The sequence below is a fragment of the Nitrosospira sp. TNL200 genome (assembly GCF_055386305.1).
Genome location: NZ_AP041003.1, coordinates 1,223,793 through 1,240,966, shown reverse-complemented (window position 1 = coordinate 1,240,966; position 17,174 = coordinate 1,223,793). Strand labels below are relative to the sequence as shown.

16 protein-coding genes are annotated in these 17,174 nt (G+C 56.8%); 5 read left to right on the top strand and 11 right to left on the bottom strand.

What is annotated here, in order from left to right:
- Nucleotides 1-3 precede the first annotated feature (3 nt).
- Nucleotides 4-1,383, bottom strand: a complete 1,380-nt coding sequence (cysS, locus tag ACZ5CE_RS05520) for a cysteine--tRNA ligase (RefSeq protein WP_464576806.1) — start codon at nt 1,381-1,383, stop codon at nt 4-6.
- 362 nt (nt 1,384-1,745) lie between these two features.
- Between cysS and ACZ5CE_RS05515 the strand changes: the two genes are divergently transcribed.
- The 5 genes from ACZ5CE_RS05515 (at nt 1,746) to ACZ5CE_RS05495 (ending at nt 6,328) form a co-directional block, all read left to right on the top strand.
- The gene (locus ACZ5CE_RS05515) at nt 1,746-2,906 is read left to right on the top strand and encodes a tetratricopeptide repeat protein (protein WP_464576805.1); all 1,161 of its coding nucleotides are present in this window, start codon (nt 1,746-1,748) and stop codon (nt 2,904-2,906) included.
- Complete coding sequence (locus ACZ5CE_RS05510; protein ID WP_464576804.1) at nt 2,873-4,210, top strand: L,D-transpeptidase family protein; 1,338 nt, start codon at nt 2,873-2,875, stop codon at nt 4,208-4,210. Before ACZ5CE_RS05515 ends, ACZ5CE_RS05510 begins: the two co-directional genes overlap by 34 nt.
- Nucleotides 4,207-4,830 (top strand): peptidylprolyl isomerase, encoded by a 624-nt coding sequence (locus ACZ5CE_RS05505; RefSeq protein ID WP_464576803.1) that lies wholly within the window; start codon nt 4,207-4,209, stop codon nt 4,828-4,830. The genes ACZ5CE_RS05510 and ACZ5CE_RS05505 overlap by 4 nt, the downstream gene beginning before the upstream one ends.
- Nucleotides 4,831-4,841: 11 nt before the next feature.
- Nucleotides 4,842-5,333: a peptidylprolyl isomerase gene (locus ACZ5CE_RS05500; protein ID WP_464576802.1), complete on the top strand. Its 492-nt coding sequence runs from the start codon at nt 4,842-4,844 to the stop codon at nt 5,331-5,333.
- Nucleotides 5,334-5,512: 179 nt separating this feature from the next.
- The gene (locus ACZ5CE_RS05495) at nt 5,513-6,328 is read left to right on the top strand and encodes a M48 family metallopeptidase (protein WP_464576801.1); all 816 of its coding nucleotides are present in this window, start codon (nt 5,513-5,515) and stop codon (nt 6,326-6,328) included.
- An 83-nt stretch (nt 6,329-6,411) separates the two neighbouring features.
- On the opposite strand, the gene ACZ5CE_RS05490 is transcribed toward ACZ5CE_RS05495, so the two are convergent.
- The 10 genes from ACZ5CE_RS05490 to truA all read right to left on the bottom strand — a co-directional run bounded on the left by ACZ5CE_RS05490 (nt 6,412) and on the right by truA (nt 16,883).
- Entirely contained in the window at nt 6,412-7,593 is a 1,182-nt protein-coding gene (locus tag ACZ5CE_RS05490; RefSeq protein ID WP_464576800.1) for an O-succinylhomoserine sulfhydrylase, read from the bottom strand.
- Nucleotides 7,594-7,899: 306 nt separating this feature from the next.
- Entirely contained in the window at nt 7,900-9,420 is a 1,521-nt protein-coding gene (gene purF, locus ACZ5CE_RS05485; protein WP_464576799.1) for an amidophosphoribosyltransferase, read from the bottom strand.
- Between the two features lie 123 nt (nt 9,421-9,543).
- Nucleotides 9,544-10,053 (bottom strand): CvpA family protein, encoded by a 510-nt coding sequence (locus tag ACZ5CE_RS05480; RefSeq protein WP_464576798.1) that lies wholly within the window; start codon nt 10,051-10,053, stop codon nt 9,544-9,546.
- Between the two features lie 32 nt (nt 10,054-10,085).
- Nucleotides 10,086-10,796, bottom strand: coding sequence for an SPOR domain-containing protein (locus ACZ5CE_RS05475; protein ID WP_464576797.1), 711 nt, complete (start codon nt 10,794-10,796; stop codon nt 10,086-10,088).
- The gene (gene folC, locus ACZ5CE_RS05470; protein ID WP_464576796.1) at nt 10,789-12,114 is read right to left on the bottom strand and encodes a bifunctional tetrahydrofolate synthase/dihydrofolate synthase; all 1,326 of its coding nucleotides are present in this window, start codon (nt 12,112-12,114) and stop codon (nt 10,789-10,791) included. Before folC ends, ACZ5CE_RS05475 begins: the two co-directional genes overlap by 8 nt.
- Before the next feature lie 236 nt (nt 12,115-12,350).
- Nucleotides 12,351-13,220: an acetyl-CoA carboxylase, carboxyltransferase subunit beta gene (accD, locus tag ACZ5CE_RS05465; protein WP_464576795.1), complete on the bottom strand. Its 870-nt coding sequence runs from the start codon at nt 13,218-13,220 to the stop codon at nt 12,351-12,353.
- Nucleotides 13,221-13,281: 61 nt separating this feature from the next.
- Nucleotides 13,282-14,103 (bottom strand): tryptophan synthase subunit alpha, encoded by an 822-nt coding sequence (trpA, locus tag ACZ5CE_RS05460; RefSeq protein WP_464576794.1) that lies wholly within the window; start codon nt 14,101-14,103, stop codon nt 13,282-13,284.
- Nucleotides 14,104-14,119: 16 nt separating this feature from the next.
- On the bottom strand, nt 14,120-15,316 hold the full coding sequence (trpB, locus tag ACZ5CE_RS05455) for a tryptophan synthase subunit beta (protein WP_464576793.1): 1,197 nt from the start codon (nt 15,314-15,316) through the stop codon (nt 14,120-14,122).
- Entirely contained in the window at nt 15,303-15,926 is a 624-nt protein-coding gene (locus ACZ5CE_RS05450; protein WP_464576792.1) for a phosphoribosylanthranilate isomerase, read from the bottom strand. The genes trpB and ACZ5CE_RS05450 overlap by 14 nt, the downstream gene beginning before the upstream one ends.
- Nucleotides 15,927-16,034: 108 nt before the next feature.
- On the bottom strand, nt 16,035-16,883 hold the full coding sequence (gene truA, locus ACZ5CE_RS05445) for a tRNA pseudouridine(38-40) synthase TruA (RefSeq protein ID WP_464576791.1): 849 nt from the start codon (nt 16,881-16,883) through the stop codon (nt 16,035-16,037).
- Nucleotides 16,884-17,174: the final 291 nt, after the last annotated feature.

Here is a 17,174-nt window from a genome sequence, read left to right as displayed (position 1 = left end):
CGCTTAGCCTCTGCGCCAGCTGGTGCCTTGAGGACCATCCTCGAGAACGATGCCTGCCTCGAGCAGTTCCCTGCGAATACGATCCGCCTCCCCGAAATTCCTGCTCATCCGCGCAACGAGGCGTTGCTGGATTAGCTCGTCCACGTGCTTCGGATCCAGGCCGGTGCCACCCCCCGTGGCCTCCTGCAAGTAATGTTGCGGATCCTGCTGCAGCAATCCCAGCATTCCCCCCAGGGTTTTCATTAAGACGAGATCCTTGCCCGACCCGGTTCTATTGGCCTCGCTAGCTAGCTCAAACAGCACGGCAATGGCATCGGAGGTATTGAAATCATCGTTCATCGCATGCCGGAAGCGCTGCGCATACGGCTGCTCCCAGTCCGGCTCCGCCGTGACGCCTTGCGCTTCGACCGCCTTCAGTGCCGTGTAAAGCCGATCGAGCGCGCGCCTGGCGTCTTCCAGATTCTGGTCGGAATAATTCAACGGGCTGCGGTAATGTGCCCGCAGGATAAAAAACCGCACCACCTCCGGCTGATATCGGACAAGAATCTCGCGCACGGTAAAGAAATTCCCCAGCGATTTCGACATTTTCTCGTCGTCGACCCGAACAAAACCATTATGCATCCAATAGTTGACGAAAACATGATCGTGCACGCCTTCGCTTTGCGCTATTTCATTTTCGTGATGGGGAAATTGCAGGTCCTGTCCGCCGCCGTGTATGTCGAAATGCCAGCCCAGGTAATGTTCGCTCATGGCGGAGCATTCGATATGCCACCCTGGCCTGCCCATGCCCCACGGCGACTCCCATTGCGGCTCTCCAGGCTTGCCTGCCTTCCAGAGCACGAAGTCGAGCGGATCCCGCTTGTGCACGTCTACGCCGACCCGTTCACCCGCGCGCAGATCATCCAGCGATTTACCCGAGAGCTTGCCATAATGGGGAAATTTGTGCACCGCGTAATACACATCGCCGTTATCCGCGCAATACGCAAGATCCTTTTCGAGCAATGCGCGAATCATGGCGACCATGTGCGCCACATGATGCGTAGCTCGGGGTTCGCACGTGGGCGCAAGCACGCCCAGAGCAGCCGCATCTTCCTCCATTGCCCGGATAAAGCGGTCCGTGAGAACTTCGATCGGCTCGCCGTTCTCAAGCGCCCGCCTGATGATCTTGTCGTCGACATCGGTAATGTTGCGCACGTAGGTGACATCGAAACCGCTTGCCCGCAACCATCGCACCACCATGTCGAACACGACCATCATGCGCGCATGGCCCAGATGGCAATAATCGTAAACGGTCATGCCGCAGACATATATTCCGACCTTGCCGGGCACTATGGGCACAAAGTCCCGTTTTTCTCTGACAAGGGAATTGTGAATTTTGAGCATATGGCGAGATTGTGGACTGAGCAGGCTTCTTGGTAGAATTTTGGGGTAGAATCCGGGGAAATATTGAGGTACCTTGAAGTCATGCGCAGACGCGACGCCAGGGAATCCGGCGGCCGCCAAAGCGGGATGCGGAGATCGGCACGTCGCTCCAGCCTGGCGAAGCAGTCCTTCCGGAAGCAATGTTCAATGCGGCTTGCAGCAATATCAAACACCCTCCGCGCATGTCTCCAGCACAGGAGACCGAGCCGCGATCTCACCATTTCCTGCCGGCCATTCCGGTCCAGGAAATAATTCCTTCCGCACCAAGCCTTGGTCAGGAGCTTTCTTCGACACCCCATGAACAAGAGGGGCAGTATAGCATAATGAAAACACGTAATTTTCACCGGATAAACGTACCCATGGCCATTGCTGCCTCGGTTGCCGCCGTGCTGCTGGCGGGACCCGCTGCGTTCGCCGATGAAAATGAGGACGTTTCCAAACTGTACAAACAGGGAAGCCTGAGCAAGGCGCTGGAGCGGGCGGACGCTTATCTCGCGTCTCATCCCAGGGATGCGCAAATGCGTTTCCAGAAAGGACTGATTCTAACTGAGCAGAACGAGACCGATGATGCGATAAAAATATTTTCGGCACTGTCCGAAGATTATCCGGAACTGCCGGAACCCTACAACAACCTTGCCGTGTTATATGCCAGCCAGGGTGATTATGACAAGGCGAAGACAGCGCTGGAAATGGCGATGCGCACCCACCCCAGCTATTCCACGGCACATGTGAATCTGGGCGAAATTTACGCGAAAATGGCGAGCCAGGCTTATGGCAAGGCTCTACAGCTCGACAAGGAAAATACTACGGCCCAGACCAAGCTTGCCATGATAAAGGACCTGTTCACGCCGGGCAGATCCAGGGAAAGCCAGACGGCATTGGCGATGTCCGGTGGTGGCGTAGCTCCCGCCGTCACGGAAGAAATTACGGAAAAAGTACCAAAAAAAGTAGCAAAAAAAGTCCCAGAAAAAATCCCAGAAAAAATCCCGGAAAAAGTACCGGAAAAAGTACCGGAAAAATCATCGGGCAATGCCCTCGGGAAAACAGCAGAAAAAACACGGGAACAACAGGCTCCAGGGAAACCCACCCTTGCGGAAAAACCAGCGCCGGAGAAACCCGCTCCTGCGGATGATTCCGATAAAGTCCTCGAAGTCCTCGAAACCGTGGCCTCTTGGGCAAAGGCTTGGTCTGACAAGGACGCCGCCCGGTATCTCGGGTTTTATTCCAGCAGTTTCCATCCTCCGCACGGAACCTCCCGCGCCGCCTGGGAGAACCTCCGGAAGGAGCGTATTGACAAGCCGAAGTCGATTCATGTATCAATCATACATCCCACCGTCAGCTTTAAAGACGCAAGACACGCCAGGATCCGCTTCAAGCAATTGTATCATTCGGATAATTTTAAAAAAATCATGACATCCAAGACACTGGAAATGGTCAAGGTAGGAGAAAAATGGCTGATTCAGCAAGAATCGGCAAGCAAATGATGCGCCGCGGCAGCATGGCTGATCGCAGGCACAGCCAGTTCGGTTTGGCGGTTTCCACCATATTGGCGGTCTTCTGCCTTTCGCCAGCTGGCGCTTTATCCAGCGATAGCTTTTCCGGAGCAATCCCGGCTCCGGCGAGACCGGAAACCATGCTCGTCAAAAGTCTGCAGGAAATCGCGGAAAACCGGATCGACTCCGCACTGAACGGTATCGAGCAGCTTCTCAAGGCCAATCCCAATTTCCGGCTTGCCCATTTGATCAAGGGAGATCTGCTCCTCGCCCGTGCCCGGCCCATCAATAAAATTGGCGAAATGCAAGGGGTTTCGCAGCAGCATATTGATGAGCTGCGAGAGGAAGCGAGGGCCCGGATGCAGCACTACCAGGATCCGGTGCCGCTCGACAAGGTTCCCCGGTTTCTGCTGCAGATGCAGTCCGAACAAAAATATGCCCTGGTCGCGGATACGCACAAAGCCCGGCTTTACATATATCGGAATATCGGCGGTGAAGCCCATTATGTTGCCGACTACTATATCAGCACTGGCAAGAATGGCTCCCAAAAGCTGAGAGAAGGGGACAAGAAAACGCCTATTGGTGTTTATTTCGTCACGGCCAATCTGCCCCGCCAGAAACTGGCCGACTTTTACGGAAGCGGCGCATTTCCTATCGATTATCCCAATGATTGGGATAAACGCCACGGACGCAGTGGTTTTGGAATCTGGCTGCATGGCACGCCTTCGAATACCTATAGCCGCCCGCCCCGAGCCAGCGACGGTTGCGTGGTACTCGCAAACCAGGATCTCGATGCCGTGGGGGCGACACTGCAAGTCGGCGTTACACCCGTCATCATCAGCTACGGGATGGAATGGGTCAAGCCGTCTGAAAGCCTCCCCTTGCGTGAGAAACTATCTCGTTACCTGGAAAATTGGCGCCAGGACTGGGAAAATGGCAATATTGATGCTTATATCCGGAACTATGGGCAAGACTTCGCCAGCGGGAAGCAAAACCTGGATGAGTGGATAAAGCACAAGCGCGAGGTAAATGCAGCCAAGCCACGGGTGAAAGTAAAAATCAGTAATGTGGGTATGTTTTCGTATCCGGGCAGGGACGATCTCGTTGTAGTCAACTTCGACCAGGAATATTCAGACGACAACCTTTCCAGAAAAATGAAAAAACGGCTATATTGGAAAAAAGAAGACAAGACGGGGCATTGGAAAATCGTGCACGAAAGCGCGGTCTGCCGAGCCGGCAAGATTGATATGTTATTCTTTCCAGGGGAACCATGCACATCACCAGGCACATCATGAAGCTTATCCCGGTCCTGCTGCTTCTTTGCAGCACGGCATCCTCCGTTGCCGGCGAAATCACGCATCCCCAGGTCGAAATAAAGACCAATCTGGGCAGCATGATACTGGAACTGTATCCTGACAAGGCGCCGAAAACCGTTGAGAATTTTTTGCAGTATGTAAAGGACGGCTATTATGCCGGAACGATTTTCCACCGTGTCATTCCCCGGTTCATGATCCAGGGCGGCGGAATGGATAAGGAATTCAGGCAGAAACCCACAAGACAACCCGTCGGGAACGAAGCGTCCAATGGCCTGAAAAACGACATTGGCATGGTTTCCATGGCACGGACCTCTGACCCGCATTCGGCTTCGTCGCAATTTTTTATCAACGTCGCCAATAATGCATTCCTGAACCATACGGCGCCCACTCCGCAGGGCTATGGCTATACCGTATTTGGCAAGGTGGTGAAGGGAATGGATGTCGTCAACAGGATCGCCGGGGCGCCAACAGGACCGGGAGGCCCCTTTCCGGCGGATGTGCCGCGCTCGACGGTGATCATCGAGGATGCACGGCTCCTCCCGGAATCCCCGCAGCGGGCGGGCACTCCCGGGGAGACCAGCAGTAAGACCAATCCATAAAAGGGGAAAATATGATCAAACTTGAAACGACTCTCGGCGATATCACTCTTGAGCTCGACAGCGAAAAAACGCCGCTCACCGCGAAGAATTTTCTGGAATACGTAAACAGCGGCCATTATGACAACACCGTGTTTCATCGGGTCATAGATGGCTTCATGATCCAGGGAGGAGGATTCGAACCGGGCATGAAACAGAAGCAGACCCGCGCCCCAATTCAAAATGAGGCTGCCAACGGCCTCAAAAATGAAAAATATACCATCGCCATGGCCCGTACGTCCGACGTGCATTCCGCAACCGCGCAGTTCTTCATCAACGTCGCGGACAATTCCCCCCTGAATCATACTTCACCCACGCCCCACGGCTTTGGTTATTGCGTGTTTGGCAAGGTCGTGGATGGCAAGGACGTGGTGGACAAGATCAGGAAGGTAAAGACAGGCAGCCGAAGCGGTCATCAGGATGTTCCGCTGGAAGACGTGGTAGTGCGTAAAGCCTATGTGGTTTGAAGCGCATCTTGCAGAGTTCCAGGATCGTCTTGATGCGGGCTCGCCGGTAGACAGAACAAGGATACATGCAATCGACATCCGGCACCTCCGGACGCTGGCCGGTCCGGAAGACTCGCCGGAACCCGTGGGACAGGCGTGGGCTACGGGGATCATCGCCAACTTAACCCAGTGAGGAAACCATGCTCGTCTTTCGTTTTTTAGCCGCCATCGGTATCGGTATCGCGTCACTTACGCTCAATGGATGCGCGACCACGACTTCCGCAGGAGCGGTGGGCGCAGACCGGTCCCAGCTGATGCTCGTCTCCTCCGACCAACTGGAGCAAACCGCCGCGCAAGGTTATACCAAGCTGAAGAACGACTCCACGCAAAATGGAACGCTCAATAAGGATCCCAAAATGCTGGCGCGATTGCAGGCCATTGCCCGCCGGATCGAACCCCAAACCGCCGTGTTTCGCAAGGATGCGCCTGGCTGGAAATGGGAAGTGAACATAATCGACAGCAACGAGCTGAACGCCTTCTGCATGCCAGGGGGGAAAATCATGTTCTACTCCGGACTGATCAACCAGTTACAACTCACCGACGCGGAAATCGCGGTAGTGATGGGACACGAAATAGCTCATGCGTTACGCGAGCATTCGCGGGAACAGGTATCCCAGGCGATCGCAGCCCAGGCCGCGCTGGGCCTCGGATCTGCGGCGCTCGGCCTCAGCCAGAATACCGCAGCGCTGGCCAATGTCGGTTATGAAGCCCTTATTGCAACCCATTTCAGCCGTACAGACGAGGCCGAGGCAGACCGCATCGGCCTGGAACTCACCGCGCGCGCGGGCTATAACCCTCGCGCGGGAGTAACCTTATGGCAAAAAATGATGAATGCCAACCAGGGCGGACAGCCACCCGAATTCCTCAGCAGCCACCCTGCCGACTCCTCGCGCGTCCAGCAGATCGAATCATTGCTTCCGGTCGTCACGCCGCTGTATAACGCGTCGCGACGCTAGCAGCGACGGGGCGCCGGACCGCGCCAAAGTACTGTTGGGGCGGGCGCCTACAATCTGCTATGGGGTTGCATCCCTGTGGATGCCTAGGTGGCTGCCAGACCTCTCGCCAGATCCGCCTGGATATCCTTCGCTGCTTCCAGCCCCACTGCGATGCGCAGCAGGCCGTCCGTAATTCCGGCTGCGTCCCGGCTTTCCTGGCTGATGCGGGCATGGGTAGTGGTGGCGGGATGCGTCAAGGTGCTCTTGGTATCGCCCAGATTGGCGGTAATCGAAATCATGCGGACGGAATCCACCACCCGCCAGGCCGCATCCTTTCCATTCTTCAATTCGAAGGACACAATGCCCCCGCCGGTTTTCTGCTGGCGCCGCGCGAGATCATATTGTGGATGCGACGTCAGGCCGGGGTAATGAACTTTCGCCACGCTTGGCTGCGATTCCAGCCAGCGTGCAATCTCCAGCGCGTTGCTGGAATGCGCCTCCATGCGAATCTTCAGCGTTTCCATGCCTTTCAATATCACCCAGGCATTGAAGGGGCTCAGGCTCGGCCCAGCAGTACGCAAAAAACCGAATATCCCCTGCTCCATCACCAGGTCCCGGCTTCCCAGCACAGCCCCGCCCAATACCCTTCCCTGACCCTCCAGATATTTTGTCGCGGAATGGATTACCAGATCCGCACCCAGTTGCAGCGGCCTTTGCAGCGCCGGGGAACAAAAGCAGTTGTCCACCGCGAGCCAGGCGCCCGCCTTTTTTGCAACGGAAGCCAGCGCGCCAATATCCGAAATTTCGGTAAGCGGATTGGATGGCGTTTCCACGAATAATAATTTCGTACCGGGCCTCATCGCCGCTTCCCATTGGGAAATATCCGTAGCGGAAACAAATGTCGTCTCGATGTTGAAGCGCTTGAGAATATTGGTGAAGAGATTCACGGTAGCGCCGAACAGGCTGCGCGATGCGATGATATGGTCGCCGGCGGAGAGCAGGCCCATCGCACACGCAAGAATTGCCGACATGCCTGAAGAAGTGGCCACGCACGCTTCAGCACCCTCGAGCGCGGCCAGGCGTTCTTCGAAAGCGGTAACCGTGGGGTTGGTGAAGCGCGAATAGATATTTCCGGGTTCCGTGCCGGAAAAACGCGCTGCGGCCTGGGCGGCATTCTCGAATACGAAGCTCGAAGTCAGGTACAGCGCTTCCGCATGCTCATTGAACTGGCTGCGATGAATACCCGTGTGCAGCGCCAGGGTCTCCAGCTCGAAATCGTCAGACATCAGGATCTCCTTCCCAATAAAAAAACCCGTCCAGCATTTGCTAAAACGGGTTTCCCGCTTTAGCCGAATTTATAACGCGCCCGCAAGCTGAATATCAAATCGGCGCAAGATCGAAACTACACTTCCCCATTCTTTTTGTCAAATTGCTGCGATATGGCTTCCCGGAAAATTTCTGTGCCGCCGGTAATCATGCGCAAAGCGAAGCAGCGATCGGAAGGATTTTCGCATGATGCCCGCAAAGCAATCGCCTCAAACGGGGAGTGCGGAAGCCATTGTTCACATTAGCAGAGTTTGTTCAGTGCTTCCTTAGTCCACCGCCGCCAGGTTCAAATCCAGCTGGCTGCTGGTGCCAGTGCTCGTCAATGGCATGCCACTGCCCCGCTGCGCCTCCAGTATGGCAAGATACTCTTCCGTGATATCACCGGTGATATAGCTGCCGTCGAAGCATGAAGTTTCATAATGGGAAATCGAAGGATTGAGCCTGGAGACATCTTTCACGAGCGCATCGAGATCCTGGTAAACCAGGTAATCCGCACCGATTTCCCGGCAGATTTCATCATCATCCCTGCCGGTAGCAATGAGCTCATGGCGTGTAGGCATGTCTATCCCGTAAACGTTGGGAAACCGCACCGGCGGCGCAGCGGATGCGAAATACACCTTGCTCGCCCCCGCGCCTTGCGCCATCTGGACAATTTCCCGACTGGTCGTGCCGCGCACGATTGAATCATCCACCAGCAACACATTCTTTCCGCGAAATTCGACGCTCATCGCATTGAGTTTCTGGCGAACGGATTTACGCCGCTGCTGCTGTCCCGGCATGATGAAAGTCCGTCCTATATACCGGTTCTTGACAAAACCTTCCCGAAAGCTGACACCCAGGCGATTGGCAAGCTGCAAGGCGCTAGGCCGGCTGGAATCAGGGATGGGGATGACCACATCGATGTCCAGATGCCGCATGGTCCTATTGATCTTGTCGGCCAGGCTCTCACCCATGTTGAGCCGTGTTTCGTATACGGAAATACCGTCCATTACCGAGTCTGGGCGAGCCATGTAAACGAACTCGAAGATGCAGGGGTTACGCACAGGCGCGGCAGCGCATTGCTTGTTGTAAAAATTACCTTTCTCGTCGATGAAAATCGCTTCCCCTGGAGCGACATCGCGTATCAGATGGAATCCCAGCGTGTCAAGCGCGACGCTTTCGGACGCCACCAGGTACTCTGTCCCGAACTCGTTCTCCGCGCGACCGAATACCAGTGGTCGAATGCCATGGGGGTCGCGAAAAGCCAGCAAACCATAGCCGGCTATCATAGCCACTACTGCATAGGCGCCCCGGCAGCGGCGGTGCACCCCCGAAACCGCATCGAATATGGCGGCTGGATCGAGATGATAGTTTTTCGTACTCCTCTGCAGCTCATGAGCCAGCACATTGAGCAAGACTTCCGAATCGGAATTGGTATTGACGTGACGCAAATCTTCACGGAACAATTCCTGGTTGAGCTGGACGGCGTTCGTGAGATTGCCGTTGTGGCCCAGAACGATCCCGAACGGAGAATTTACGTAAAACGGCTGTGCTTCGGCTGGGGATTCGGACGATCCGGCAGTTGGGTAGCGTACATGTCCAATGCCCATGTTCCCGACCATCGAACGCATGTTGCGGGTGCGAAAAACATCCCGCACCAGGCCGTTTCCCTTGTGCATGTGGAACCTGTTATGCTGCGCGGTAACGATACCGGCGGCGTCCTGCCCCCGATGCTGGAGCACCAGCAGGCCGTCGTATAGCAACTGGTTGACGGGAGTTTGCGCAACAAGGCCAAGAATTCCGCACATAATGTTTTCCCGAGTATGCCCTAATCAATCAACTGCACAAAATCCGCAGGCCCGCCATTCGCGGCGCAGTGCCAGCATGCCTTTCCCGTAATGAAAACCCGGCGTGAATCCATGCGTCCGGCGCTAATTTTTCTGCTTCGATTTCGCATAGCTGATATGGCTGGACAGATCCGGCGGGAGCCACGGCATTACCATCAGTGCTGCCATTTCAAGCGGCTTGCTCAGCATCGCGTTCTTCCAGGCCGGCTCCTGGGGCAAGGTAGTGAATCCCGCCGCCAGGATCGCCAGCAGCACGACAAGCAGGCCGCGCGCAAGGCCAAACAGCAAACCAAAAAAACGGTCTGCAAACCCAAGCCCAGCCGTCCTCACCAGAGCCGAAATCAGCATCGTCAGCAGCCCGGCGCCCAGCAATGTGGAGAAGAAAAGCACCGCGAATGCCAAAAACACGCGTATCGATTCGCCACCGATAGAGGAAGGAATCATGGGCGCAAATCCCGATGCGAATGAATTGGCCGCCATGAATGCGGCTATCCAGCCCGCCAGCGATAGCAGCTCGCGTACAACCCCGCGCATCAGGCTCAGCAATACCGATACGGCAAGGACTGCGATAACGCTGTAATCTAAAATGGTCATGCTACACGAAATGGCGCCCTGGATCTGATGGGTTATCTATCTATCACCACTCCCTCGAATCCCAGTTTCCTGAGCCTCTCGCGGGCAGCCTCCGCTTCCTCCCGCGTCTGGAAAGGACCGACGCGAACACGCGTTATCTCGCCGTCATCCGCTTCCTTCCTGCTGTCCAGCCCGCGCGATCCCGTCCCCTTGCCTGTCTTTATGGTTTCGGTATAGGCCTTGACATCCTTCTCTTTCGAGATCAGGCTCTGCAGTTGCCGCTGCGCCTTGGCGGGATTCGCAAAAGCGCCCAACTGCACCACGAACATATTGGCGGCGATGGAACTTGTCCGAGCGCTCTCCGCGCCTGGCGCGATCTCCGGCGCGGAACTGTTCGCCGCCGGCTTACCCTTTTCCGCTACCTGGGCCGGGGGTTGCACCTTTTCCGCTACCTGGGCCGGGGGCTGTATGGGCTTGCCTGGCTGGAGCACAGCAGCCTCCTGACGCCGGGACTCGGAAGTTCCGGAATCCGGAACCCCTGCGGAAGGTGTCTGGGGGAAGGTTGCCGCTTCAGGCGGGAGCTCGTCAGCTGTATCTTCCGAAGGAATGCGGATTTCGATTTCGTGATTGCGCTGCTCCGGCTTGTTGTCCAGTACCATAGGCAGGACGACGACTGCCACCGCAACCAGCACTATTGCCCCTATGAGCCGCCTTCTGGCCCGTTTCCGGAGCTGAATTTCATCTTCACTGAGAGTCTTAGCCATCAGATTGAAACCCGCCATGCACACCCGGCCGCTCTCGATAGCGCAACACGTCGGCAACGGTATGGAATGAACCGAATACGCAGATTCTATCATTTTCGCCAGCCTGCTCACAGGCATATGCGTACGCCGCAGCCGGATCTGAAAATGCAAGCATGGTCTTCCCTGCCTCCTTTATTCCCGCAGCTGCCAGCGCCCGCGCCACCTCGTCCGCGGAAGCGCCGCGCGGCGCGTGAATATCCGCTGTCAACCATACGTCCACCCTTTCCAGAAGTGCGCGTCCTACGCCAGCGATATCCTTGTCCTTGAGCATCGCGAATACGGCATAGGTAGTCCGGTAGCTTCCCATCCTGGCCAGATTGCCGGCAAGCGCTTCAGCAGCGGCAGGGTTGTGCGCAACATCCAGCACCGTCGCGGGCCGTCCGGCTAAAACCTGGAACCTCCCGGGCCAGTTGATTTCCAGCAGGCTCCTTCGTATATCCCCCATCGTAACCGGAAGAATATGCCTGAGGGAATCGAGCGCCGCCAGGCAGGCGCTGGCGTTACGCAATTGATAATCGCCTCGCAGCGCCGGATGAGGAAGCGCATGCCGGCGCCCTCCCGGGCCCCAGAAACTCCATTGACTGGCGTCCGCCGAGTAACCGAAGTGCTCTCCGATATGCAGCAAATCCGCCTCGATCGAGCTGGCGTAACGGCCGATGCTCGCGGGAATATCCGGCTCGGAACAGATTGCCGTCTTTCCTCTCCTGAAGATCCCTGCCTTTTCCCACCCGATTTTCTCGCGCGTATCGCCAAGATAATCCATATGATCGAGGTCGATGCTGGTCAGCACTGCGCAGTGAGCATCAAAGATATTCACCGCATCCAGCCGGCCACCCAGCCCCACTTCCAGAATGGCCACATCCACGCCTGCCCGGCTGAAGAGCTGCATTGCCGCCAGCGTGCCGAACTCGAAATAGGTCAAGGACTCGCCGCTGGCTATCCGCGCCGCCTCCACCATCTGGAATGAGTCACATAGCTGCTCGTCTCCCGCTTCCCGCCGGTTGATACGCACGCGCTCGTTATAGCGCAGCAGATGCGGCGATGTGTAGCATCCCACTGCATATCCAGCGCTGCTCAATATGGCTTCCATCATGGCGCATGTCGAACCTTTGCCATTGGTTCCCCCAACAGTGATTATAGGAAAAGCCGGATCGAGATCGAGACTGGATCCGACCCGTTTCACGCGTTCCAGCCCCATCTCGATAGTTTTTGGGTGAAGGCATTCCAGATAACCTAGCCAATCCAGCAGCGTCTGGAATTTCGGAGCGGGTTCAATCATCCTGAATCCGCCAGCCGGACAGGGTGGATATGGATGAACGTCGAGTACCGCAGATAGTCTTTTTGGATCATATCTCTAAACTGGAAATGAGTGGCCAACTGCCGGATTTGGGATCATGGAGTGTCACGGCTGCCGGCTTGCCGGCCGGACCAGGAACACCGGAGGAATGCCGGCGGGCGGTGAAAGCGATGAGGGCAGCAAGAACGGGAAAACAATGCGGTTGCGCGCATGGCGCATCAGGGCGGCGAGACGGATGAGTGCATGAGCAATGTGCACAGGGAAGCGACCTTGTCCCGCATGCGCCTGCGATCCACTATCATGTCTATCGCTCCGTGTTCCAGGAGGAATTCGGCGCGCTGGAAGCCCTCCGGCAGGGTTTGACGCACTGTCTGCTCGATGACGCGCGGACCCGCGAAACCGATCAAGGCGCCAGGCTCGGCAATGACCACATCGCCGATAAAGGCAAAGCTGGCGGACACGCCTCCCATGGTGGGGTCGGTAAGCACCGAAATAAAGGGAAGTCGCGCTTGGCTCAACCGGGTCAGCGCTGCGGACGTCTTTGCCATCTGCATCAGCGACAGCAGGCCTTCCTGCATGCGGGCCCCGCCGCTGGCGGCAAAACATACAAAAGGCAGATGAAGATCAATGCATGCCTGGACGCCCCGGACGAACCGCTCGCCCACCACCGATCCCATCGATCCGCCCATGAACCCAAACTCGAACGCCGCTGTGATAAGAGGGATGGTTTTTACGCTGCCCTGCATGACTACCAGGGCATCATCCTCTTCGGTCTCCTTTTTGGCGGACGACAGGCGATCTGCATAGCGTTTGCTATCCTTGAACTTCAATGGATCGAGCGGCAACACTTCCGAGCCTATCTCATGGCGTCCCTCGGTATCCAGAAACAGATCGAGCCGGACCCGGGCGGAAATCCGGTTATGATGGTTGCACTTGGGGCAGACATTGAGATTGTTCCCCAGGTCGGAATAATACAGCACCGCCTCGCACGAAGCGCACTTGCTCCATAGCCCCTCGGGCACAGCCTTTTTTTCGCCACTTTCCTTGCGTTTGATTTTGGGCGGGAGAAGTTTCTGGAACCAGCTCATGGTCTGTAGGGCCGTTACCTGATACAGGGTTGATTTATTCGAGATTTCGATCAGCGCCAGGTTATCGGCCGGCTATCGTCTGGCTGGCCTCGTCCATCGCTCCACGCAGGCCGGCCACCACGCGCGCCACATTCGTCAATATCTGGTCATGTGGGGAGCGTTCTATCTCCTCGACGAGCCGGCTTCCCACTACCACGGCATCGGCGATCCCCGCAATCGCCCTTGCCGTCGCATTATCGCGTATTCCGAACCCGACGCCGATCGGGATGGAAATGGATGCGCGCAACTGGCCAAGCCTGCTGGCTACTTCGTCGAGGTCGAGCGTCGGCGCGCCGGTCACTCCTCTCAATGACACATAATATACATAGCCTTTTGCCATTTTCGCCACTTGCTCGATGCGTGTCTGCGGCGTAGTCGGCGAAACCAGGAAAATGGGATCGATCTGCCAGCGTTCCAGAATAGCGACCCACTCCTGCGATTCCTCAGGGGGATAGTCCACCGTCAATACCCCATCGATTCCGCACGCTTTGGCCCTTTGCGCAAATATCTCATGCCCCATCGCTTCTATCGGGTTTGCATACCCCATGAGCACTACCGGCGTGGAATCGTCGCGCTCCCGGAACTCGCGCGCCATTGCCAGGACATCTTTCAGGCTTACATGCCGCTTCAGCGCCCGTTCGGACGAACGCTGTATCGCGGGGCCATCGGCCATGGGATCGGAAAAGGGAACACCCAGCTCGATGATATCCGCGCCGGCTTCCACCAGCCCGTGCATCAAAGACACCATGATGGCGGGTTCGGGATCGCCGGCGGTGATAAAAGGAATCAGAGCCTTTTTATGCCGCTGGTGCAGCCGGTCGAGAGTGGCGGAAATTCGGGACATGGAATGCACGGGCCGGTCAGAGCATGATTTGAGAGGCTTGCGCCACCGTGCCCATATCCTTGTCACCCCTTCCCGACAGGTTCACCAGCAAGAGCTGGTCCCGGCCCAGCGTTGGCGCAAGCTGGGCGGCATAAGCCAACGCATGGCTGGATTCGAGGGCAGGAATGATGCCTTCATAATGACAAAGGGAATGGAATGCTGCCAGCGCTTCGCTATCGGTTATCCCGACGTATTCCGCGCGCCTGTTGTCCTTGAGCCAGGCATGCTCGGGGCCGACGCCCGGATAATCGAGGCCGGCAGAAATGGAATGCGTCTCGACGATCTGCCCATTGTCGTCCTGGATCAGATAAGTGCGGTTCCCATGCAGCACACCGGGCCTTCCTCGCGTCAGCGTCGCGGCGTGCTGGCCGCTTTCGATCCCGAGTCCCGCCGCCTCGACGCCTATCATCCGGATATCACTGTCCAGATAAGGGTAAAACAGGCCGATGGCATTGGATCCCCCGCCCACGCACGCAATTAGCGCATCGGGTTGCCGCCCATATTCCTCCTGCATCTGCAGCATCGCCTCGCGTCCGATGATCGTCTGGAAATCACGCACCATCATGGGATAAGGATGAGGTCCCGCCACGGTGCCAATGATATAAAAAGTGTCCTCGATATTAGTCACCCAGTCGCGCATCGCCTCATTCAGTGCATCTTTCAGAGTGCGGGAACCGGATTCGACCGGCACCACTGTGGCACCGAGCAATTTCATCCGGTAAACATTGGCGGACTGGCGGGCAACATCCACCGATCCCATGTAAACCACGCACTTCATTCCATAGCGCGCTGCCACCGTGGCGCTCGCCACGCCATGCTGGCCCGCACCTGTTTCGGCAATGACGCGCGACTTGCCCATGCGCCGCGCGAGAAGCGCCTGCCCGACCGCATTGTTGATCTTGTGGGCTCCCGTATGATTCAGGTCTTCCCGCTTGAGCAAAATCTGCGCGCCTCCCAGGTGGGCCGACCACCTGCTTGCATGATAGATGGGCGTAGGGCGGCCAACGTAATGCTTCAGCTCATGGGCAAGTTCGGCCTGGAATTCTGCATCGTTTCGGGAAAGCTCATATTGCGCGCGCAACTCATCCAGCGCAGCAATCAGCGTCTCGGCGACAAAAATTCCCCCATACGGACCGAAATGGCCGTATCTGTCGGGTAGATCATAAACTCTCACTGGCTCGAACTCCTCGCATGAAAGCGGCGATCTTATCGGCATCCTTGATACCCTTGGATGCCTCCACGCCGCTGGATACATCCACCGCCCATGGTTGAATCCGGCTGATCGCGAGCGCGACATTCTCCGGGCGCAACCCTCCGGAGAGGATCAAAGGCAAGCTTACATCACGTGGCACCAGGTCCCAGTCGAACCCCTGTCCGGTACCGCCGGGCTCGCCTTCCACAAACGTGTCGAGCAACAATCCTTTTGCGCCGCTATGACGGGTCGCGTATTGTATCAAATCTACCCCTTGCTTGACGCGAACAGCCTTTATATAAGGCAACGAAAATTGCCGGCAAAAATCGGGAGATTCTACACCGTGAAACTGCAGAAGATTCACGCCTGCGCGAGAGGATGTCTCAACCCAACTACGGTCGGGATCGACATAAACGCCCACTGCGGTGATGAATGCGGGCAACAGGGAAATGATTTCTCGTGCCTTATCCGGTGAAATATATCGCGGGCTTCGCTTCCAGAATACGAATCCGATGGCGGTAGCGCCCAGGCGAACTGCCGCCTGCGCATCCTCGGCGCGAGTGATGCCGCAAATCTTTACTGGTGTAGCCATATATGAATCACGTCCTCCATCGATACCTGCCTACGGCGCTTTCCGGCCAATGATGCATCCCGGCCTCGGACCTATCCATCGGGGAGCAAGAGTGATCCGGAGCACTGCTCACTCCATGCCGCCGGGCAGGCTTGGCTCCCGGGAACTTGTAGGCAATGACCTGTTCGACTTTTGCAGTACCGCCGCCAGTGGCGGTTCGATGAATTCCGGAACCTGCCATCTGGCATCATAGCCGATGCCCGCCAGATACAGGCCGGCTGCCGGAAAAGTGGGAGCGGCAAGTTCACGCCTCCGCCGGGCCAGCACTTCCGCCATCCATGCCGGGGGATATTTGCCCTTCCCCACGTAAACCAGCGAACCGACAATATTGCGCACCATATGATGCAAAAAGGCGTTGGCGCGTACTTCAAACACAATGATATCGCCATGCCGGGTGATTTCCAGCTTCGTCAGCTTGCGCACGGGCGACTTCGCCTGGCATGCAGCGGCACGAAACGCGCTGAAGTCATGCTCCCCCAGCAGAAACCCGGCCGCGGAACGCATGGATTCGAGATCGAGCGATTGATGAAACCAGCCCATCTTGCCCTGGTTGAGTGCCGGCCGTACCGGATGGGTGAGCAACAGGTACAGGTAGCAGCGCTCAGTGGCGCAGTAGCGTGCATGAAAATCGGGCGGCATTGGCAAGGCCCATAATACCGCAATACTGTCCGGCAGAAATGCATTGACTCCCCGTATCCACGCATTCATGGGCCGCTTCGCTTCGGTGTCGAAATGCACCACCTGGAATACGGCATGCACGCCAGCATCGGTGCGCCCCGCCGTCAGCACTCTGGTAGCATTGCCGGCGATCCTCGATAATGCAGCCTCCACCGCGTCCTGCACCGAGCCACCGGACGGCTGGCTCTGCCATCCGCAAAAATTGCTTCCATCGTACTCGAGGACCAGTGCGATCCTCACGCTATCCTCCCGGCATAGGCGAGGAGTTCGACAAGGTCGGCAAGTTCGTTACCTGGAGAAAAGCATTCCCAGGCGATGCGTGGACAAAATGCCCGGCCTACCACAGGAAATCCGCCAGGACCAGTGGCTGAAGAAGCGTGTAAAGATATCGTCCACTCATTATCCTGAATCCGGCAGTTGGATAGCGTGGAGTGTGGTTTTTGGAGCGCAGGGTAAGGCACAACGACGCGCAATGGCCATTCCGTTCCAGGGAGTTGAAACGCAGCCATGTGCCGCAAAATTCAGGTTATG

Excerpts from the sequence above, each read along its gene's own strand:
- cysS (WP_464576806.1), bottom strand. The coding sequence starts at position 1,383 with ATGCTCAAAATTCACAATTCCCTTGTCAGAGAAAAACGGGACTTTGTG.
- ACZ5CE_RS05515 (WP_464576805.1), top strand. The coding sequence starts at position 1,746 with ATGAAAACACGTAATTTTCACCGGATAAACGTACCCATGGCCATTGCT.
- ACZ5CE_RS05510 (WP_464576804.1), top strand. The coding sequence starts at position 2,873 with ATGGCTGATTCAGCAAGAATCGGCAAGCAAATGATGCGCCGCGGCAGC.
- ACZ5CE_RS05505 (WP_464576803.1), top strand. The coding sequence starts at position 4,207 with ATGAAGCTTATCCCGGTCCTGCTGCTTCTTTGCAGCACGGCATCCTCC.
- ACZ5CE_RS05500 (WP_464576802.1), top strand. The coding sequence starts at position 4,842 with ATGATCAAACTTGAAACGACTCTCGGCGATATCACTCTTGAGCTCGAC.
- ACZ5CE_RS05495 (WP_464576801.1), top strand. The coding sequence starts at position 5,513 with ATGCTCGTCTTTCGTTTTTTAGCCGCCATCGGTATCGGTATCGCGTCA.
- ACZ5CE_RS05490 (WP_464576800.1), bottom strand. The coding sequence starts at position 7,593 with ATGTCTGACGATTTCGAGCTGGAGACCCTGGCGCTGCACACGGGTATT.
- purF (WP_464576799.1), bottom strand. The coding sequence starts at position 9,420 with ATGTGCGGAATTCTTGGCCTTGTTGCGCAAACTCCCGTCAACCAGTTG.
- ACZ5CE_RS05480 (WP_464576798.1), bottom strand. The coding sequence starts at position 10,053 with ATGACCATTTTAGATTACAGCGTTATCGCAGTCCTTGCCGTATCGGTA.
- ACZ5CE_RS05475 (WP_464576797.1), bottom strand. The coding sequence starts at position 10,796 with ATGGCTAAGACTCTCAGTGAAGATGAAATTCAGCTCCGGAAACGGGCC.
- folC (WP_464576796.1), bottom strand. The coding sequence starts at position 12,114 with ATGATTGAACCCGCTCCGAAATTCCAGACGCTGCTGGATTGGCTAGGT.
- accD (WP_464576795.1), bottom strand. The coding sequence starts at position 13,220 with ATGAGCTGGTTCCAGAAACTTCTCCCGCCCAAAATCAAACGCAAGGAA.
- trpA (WP_464576794.1), bottom strand. The coding sequence starts at position 14,103 with ATGTCCCGAATTTCCGCCACTCTCGACCGGCTGCACCAGCGGCATAAA.
- ACZ5CE_RS05450 (WP_464576792.1), bottom strand. The coding sequence starts at position 15,926 with ATGGCTACACCAGTAAAGATTTGCGGCATCACTCGCGCCGAGGATGCG.